Source organism: Luminiphilus syltensis NOR5-1B (assembly GCF_000158175.1).
In the GTDB taxonomy this organism is placed as follows: Bacteria; Pseudomonadota; Gammaproteobacteria; order Pseudomonadales; family Halieaceae; genus Luminiphilus; species Luminiphilus syltensis.
On record NZ_DS999411.1, the window covers coordinates 3243957 to 3249856 of the forward strand.

Here is a 5900-nt window from a genome sequence, read left to right on the forward strand (position 1 = left end):
GTAATGTAACGAGTGCCGAGGAGATTGATCGCGCCGCCACCCTTGCCTATGGACACCCAATCGGACCGTTAAGGCTAAGCGATATCGTTGGGCTGGATGTTCGACTTGATATTGCGCGCGGGTTAGAAGCCGCTCATGGCGAGCGATTCTCACCACCGGAGTTGCTGGTGGAAATGGTTCAACGAGGTGATCTTGGGCAAAAAACCGGCCGCGGTTTTTACACATGGGAAAGTTAGTCCGCCGAAGAGCAAATAATAAAGCGGCATTCGAAAACACAGAATCAGTAGTCGTGACCTACTGCTGAGAAAAAGGTATAAGGAAATAAAACGAGATGATTACGCCACAGGTATTTAACACCACATTAGTCGACACCGCCGACCACCATTCAGATCTCCGTCAAGCCGTTGCCAAGCTTACCGGCCGCTTCGGACGAAAGTATTTTCAAGACATTGTTGCTCGCGGGGAGCAACCGAGAGAGCTGTGGGCCGAGCTCGGATCAGCTGGCTTTCTTGGTGCACATATTCCCGAAAGTCATGGTGGTAGCGGCGGAGGTCTTAGCGATTTATACATCGTTATAGAAGAGACCGCAGCACAAGGTTGTCCAATGCTGTCGCTGGTAATTTCTTCAATCTGCGCACCAATCATTGAGCGTTTTGGTTCGACCGAAATGAAAGACTACTGGCTGCCTGGCGTCGCTGACGGCAGCAAGAGGATAGCCTTTGCCATTACTGAACCCGACGCTGGCTCAAACACCCACCAAATCAAGACTACCGCAACGAAAATTGAAGACGGCTGGGTGCTGAACGGAGCGAAGTACTGGACGTCGGCAATCGATGACTCTGAGTCTGTAATGGTGGTAGCGCGAGATGCCGAACTTTCCACGGCAGAGCGATCTGCTCTGTCTTTGTTCATCATTCCTACCAATACAAAAGGCCTTAGCTGGAAGCCCATTGAGGCCGCACTGAGCTCAAACGACAAGCAGTTTATGACTTTCTATGATGACGTAAAACTGCCCAATGACGCGCTTGTGGGCGAACGCGGCGCAGGCCTAAAGCAGGTATTCGTTGGGCTCAACCCAGAGCGGGTATCCGCCGCCGCAATTAACAATGGCATATCGCGATTCGCTCTGGAGCAGGCGGCGCAGTACGCAAAAGACCGTAATGTTTGGGGTAAACCCATTGGCGCCCATCAAGGTGTCGCCCACCCATTAGCTGAAGCCTACATCGCTGTGCAGGAAGCTCGACTGATGGCCGCGCGAGCTTCCCAACTTTTCGACCTGGGAGAGGATGCCGCTGAGGCGGCAAATATGGCGAAATTCGCGGCAGCGGAAAGCTCGCTTAAGGCTCTGGACCAGGCCATGCAGGTCCACGGCGGCAATGGATTAGCACTTGAATATGGCCTGGCAGACCTCTGGTTTATCGCACGTCTACATAAAACCGCGCCAGTAAGTCGCGAAATGATCCTTAATCATGTGGGCCAGCATAGCCTTGGCTTGCCAAAAAGTTACTGAGCCCCCAGCTAGTTTGGATATTCATAGAAGCACAGTTTCGGAGAAGACAATGCCTATCACTTTGGCACAGCCCTCTAAATCGAACATTCACCCACTGGCAGGACTGTTGCGTGGTTTTGCTGTCGACTTTCTCACGGCTCACAATGCCGAGACTGCTGAACGCATCATGTCGCCCAGCTACCGACTCGACATTGGTGGTGTGGTGTTCGATGGTCGTGATGAGGAATACTTGCCGGCAACCCTAGAGCAACTTGATCAATTTCCGGGGCTTTGTGTCACAGTACACGATGTTGTTTTAGGGGAAGATACTATCGCCATGTGTTTTACAGAACACGGCGCTTCCCTCGATGACGAGGGTAAGCAGGCTTCTTGGAGCGGCATCACCTTTTTTTATACCGATGGAGAACGTTTACTCAGGGGTTGGGCGGAAGAGGAGTACATCTCCCGAAAGCGGCAACTCTTTATCGGCGAGTGTGACCCGGTTGAGCCTCCACAAACCTCGCCTTGGGATACCCAACCAAAGCCAGCGAATCCTGTCGCAGAAGCAACTGCCCGGGACTGGATTCTCGAGAAACGGCCTCTAAAGGATCTTCCTGCGAACAACCGCCTTTCTCCCCTCGATCCCGATCCTACGTCGCTACTCGAGATACGTAGCAGTCGAATCAACGAAATATTTTCAGCTGGCGACCGCGTAGTACTCCACGCACAATACGAGGGGATCTATGTTGGTGGCTTTGGCGACCTATCTCCACTTCTTGTCGGCTGCCAGGCTCTTCTCCGCTTCGCGGCGATATTGACGGTACGTGATAACACAGTCGTGGCAGCACGAATTACTACTGATCGACTCGGGCTAAGTCGCGCCCTACGAGGACTGAGCTGAGTCAACGACAGCAGGACGAACACTGAGATAGGTTACTTCTTTTTATTTACCTTCCGCTCGTTGTCGTTTAGCAGCCACGGGGCGATTTTTTTTTCGCGCAGGTGCTTTAGCGTGTTCAAGCCCCGAAGTGACGAGTTCAGCATACATATTCCCAAGGTCTTCTGCCGATGCTTTGCTGTTCTCTGGGTCAAACCAGCGATTGGTCCAATTGAGCATGCCGATGATTCCGAAGGCTACTAATCGAGCCGGACCGAGATCGCGGAAGCTGCCGTCTCGGTAGCCTTCTTCGATAATTGAGGTAACGGCATCATCGTATTGGCGTCCGATTTTTTTCATTTGCTTAGCCCATGCTGACCGCTTGTCAGGCACATGCTTTAGGTCAACTCGGATAAATATATAGAGGAGTGGATAGGTTTCGGCGTAGGAATCCATAAGCTCCCGAATTAAAGTGCGCAATTTCTCACTTGCGGACAGGTCGCTCTTCTGGATTCGCTGCGCTCTCAGTACATTCTCTTCCGACGCCTCTCGAATAACATCGTCAAAAAGCTCATCCTTTGAAGAAATATAATAGTAAATGGATGCCCTATCGATCTGCAGCGCTTCAGCTACCGCACTAATTGTGGTGCCACGGAACCCTTTCTCATTGAAAACGCGGGCCGCAGCCGCGGCAATTTCGCGTCGACGGCGTTGATAGGTTTCCGAACTGACGGTCTTGGACTTCGCGGCTGCCCGGCGTTTACCAATCTTGCTTGTAGTCGTTTTCAATACTGCTCTCTCATAATTCAGATTAACAACGGAGGGCATTAAACAACAGGAAATGCCTGCGCCCAAGCGAATGTTTCAAATCGAGAAAGGCAAAGCCATGACAGCGATTCGAAAGAGAATATAAGGCCTCGCAAGACAAATAATAGCTAAAGAAAGCACTGGATGCCTCAGCTTCCGATATTTGTCAACGTATTTGTTGACATTTGGCAATCTTCCCCTTAACTTCATCGTCAGGATATATCAAAACCGGTCGTATCCGTAGTTACCGGACAGGGTTAAAACTGGCGACAATCAGATACGCGGCGACAGGACGCCAAGGAGAAAAAGCAATGCGATTCATGACATTCCTTGCGGCGCTGATATTGATGCTATGTGCTCAAGAAGCGTTTTCACTCCAGATTACTGGTGTCGTTACAACATTGTCGGGAGACCCAATACCCCACGTTCGAATACGTAGCAGCGGAACAGGCGCCCCCGCTTTTTCGCATACCGTATTTACGGGTGCCGACGGTGCTTTCAAAACAAGGGATCTTGCATTCAACCTCGAGTCACTCGAAATTGACTTCTTCCGTATTGGCTGGTCGGTATCTCAAAAACAGCAACAACTCGACGATGATAGTCTCCATATCGAAGTTGTCATGCAGCCCCTAACTAACGTTGCACAACAGGTGCCCGCCTCGGCCTGGCTCGGGGGTAATCCGGATGATCTCGGCTATCAAATGTCCAATCTGCATTGTGCTAATTGCCATCAACTGGGGTCAGCAAGGGTGCGAGAGTTTTCAGCTAACCTAGGTGCTCACGGTAGCGCAGATCGTGCAGAAGCGTGGCTGAACCAAGCTGCAGAAGACCTGGCCGGCACAGGTAACACACCAAAAACAACAGCGAAGGACGCGAAGACGCGAAAAGGCTGGGACGCGATCGTGCAGTACATGCGCTGGGTAACCATGCGTCTGGGTGAAAAAGATGAGCTACGCTGGGGACTCGAAGAGGGTAGTCCCTTCTATAATGCACTGCTACAGCCGGAAACCAGCCTGTTTTCGCCGCGGGATATGGAAGTGATCGTCCCCTACCTTGCTCAGCATTTTCCTACCGATTTCGACAGCTATGAGGGTTATAACGATACTGAAGAGTTGGGTGAATACGGCGTAACTGCAGACACAGAGATTGAGGAATTCACCCTACCCACCTTCGGCTGGACAAGAGAGGTTACCGCCCCGCCTGGTTCCAGTGATATCTGGTTTCTAGAGACTGACAAGCACCGCCTTGGCGCCCTCAATCCCACCGATGGAAATATTACGTGGCACCCCGTGCCTCTCGAGGGCGCGCAGGGGCCGCACACCATGAATTCAGATGCTGAGGGTAATATCTGGGTTGCATTGGAGGACAGCTTTTATATTGGACGACTGAATACTCAAAGCAAGGAATGGCGCCTTTATCCTCCGCCGGAGGGTACGCTATTCGGTGTCACCCACGATTTCGCCTTCAATTCTGACCGGCACGTTGAAATGGACTCCAAGGGTCGAATATGGATTACCGACCTCGGGAAAAATGAACTGTGGGGATTAAATGTTGAAAGCGGCGAAATAGAGACCTTTCGCCTGCCCGTAGTCAGTGGTGAAAATACCTTCCACTCACTACTTTACGGCGCTGCTATCGACGCCCAAAATGACCGTGTGTGGTGGGCTCAGCTCTTCGGCGTGGCTGGATCCTTCGATACCAAAGCAGACATTGCCGAGCGTATCATTCCTTACGACAGAGGAGAGGGACCACGTAGGCTGGCAATTCAAGGCAACGTTTTGTGGGTGCCTCTCTTTGGCACTAGCGAGTTATCTAAAATTGATACCAACACGGGTCTTGAGCTAGCGCGCTATCAAATTCCAGACCGAGGGAGCTCCCCTTATGGCATCACACTGGATAAAAAGCGTAACGCCATTTGGGCAGCCACCTGCAATTCCGATCGCATCTATCGATTCGATATCGATGAAGAGAAATGGACGCACTACCCACTCCCTCGACGGGAAGCCTACATTCGTGTAATCGAGATCGACGGGAAAACCGGTGATTTATGGACAACCTATTCCAGCTTACCTGTCGGCAAGCGCGACCCGATAATATGGGGTACCGAGAACGCAAACAACATGATTGTGCGAATACATCCGGGTGACTAAGCAAGATCCTATTAACAACCCGGACAGACCCGACAGAAATACATGAGGAATCTAATCCATGACCGGAAGACTTGAAGGAAAGTCCGCCATAGTTACCGGAGCCGGTTCGGGAATGGGATATGCCATTGTCGAACGTTTTTGTCGAGAGGGCGCGAGAGTGCTTGCCGTCGACATCTCCGGAAAACAGAATGATCTGGCCGAGCAATTGGGCGCTTCTTGCATTGCCTTTCAAGCCGATGTTTCCGAGAGCAGTGACGTGCAGGCCATGCTGCAGATGGCACAGAAAGAGTTCGGTGGTCTGCACATCCTATGCAATAACGCTGGCATTCAAGGGCCTATCGTCGCCGCCACTGATTATCCTGAAGATGACTATGAGCGAGTGATGGCGGTTAATGCCCGTAGTGTATTCCTTGGCATGCGCTACGCCATACCTATGATGCTGGAAAGCGGCGGCGGATCAATCGTGAATACGGCGTCAATGGCCTCGATCGTCGCCTTTCCACAATTGCTCGCTTACTGCGGCTCTAAGGGAGCCGTGCGTATGATGACAAAAGCTGCTGCTATCGAGTACGCAGAG

The 5900-nt window shown here is 51.6% G+C and carries 6 protein-coding genes; 5 read left to right on the top strand and 1 reads right to left on the bottom strand.

Features of this window, described 5'->3' with window-relative positions; genetic code table 11:
* The 3 genes from NOR51B_RS14640 to NOR51B_RS14650 all read left to right on the top strand — a co-directional run.
* Window positions 1–236: 3-hydroxyacyl-CoA dehydrogenase family protein (locus tag NOR51B_RS14640; protein ID WP_040482184.1), on the top strand; the 236-nt coding region annotated here is incomplete at its 5' end.
* Between the two features lie 95 nt (window positions 237–331).
* Window positions 332–1510, top strand: coding sequence for an acyl-CoA dehydrogenase family protein (locus NOR51B_RS14645; protein ID WP_009018869.1), 1179 nt, complete (start codon window positions 332–334; stop codon window positions 1508–1510).
* Window positions 1511–1559: 49 nt separating this feature from the next.
* A complete protein-coding gene (locus NOR51B_RS14650) occupies window positions 1560–2390 on the top strand; it encodes a nuclear transport factor 2 family protein (protein ID WP_040482185.1) in 831 nt (276 codons plus the stop codon).
* A gap of 42 nt (window positions 2391–2432) precedes the next feature.
* Here the strand turns inward: NOR51B_RS14650 and NOR51B_RS14655 are convergent, their stop codons facing one another.
* Complete coding sequence (locus tag NOR51B_RS14655) at window positions 2433–3155, bottom strand: TetR/AcrR family transcriptional regulator (RefSeq protein ID WP_230198484.1); 723 nt, start codon at window positions 3153–3155, stop codon at window positions 2433–2435.
* Window positions 3156–3358: 203 nt separating this feature from the next.
* On the opposite strand from NOR51B_RS14655, the gene NOR51B_RS14660 reads away from it, so the two are divergent.
* Together NOR51B_RS14660 and NOR51B_RS14665 are read left to right on the top strand one after the other, a co-directional pair.
* Complete coding sequence (locus NOR51B_RS14660; RefSeq protein ID WP_154647691.1) at window positions 3359–5323, top strand: hypothetical protein; 1965 nt, start codon at window positions 3359–3361, stop codon at window positions 5321–5323.
* Between the two features lie 58 nt (window positions 5324–5381).
* Window positions 5382–5900, top strand: a 519-nt coding sequence (locus tag NOR51B_RS14665) for an SDR family NAD(P)-dependent oxidoreductase (RefSeq protein ID WP_040482701.1), incomplete at its 3' end; no start/stop codon positions are given.

What these genes read in the sequence shown, in the direction of transcription:
- NOR51B_RS14650 (WP_040482185.1), top strand. Translation starts at nt 1,560, where the DNA reads ATGCCTATCACTTTGGCACAGCCCTCTAAATCGAACATTCACCCACTG.
- NOR51B_RS14645 (WP_009018869.1), top strand. Translation starts at nt 332, where the DNA reads ATGATTACGCCACAGGTATTTAACACCACATTAGTCGACACCGCCGAC.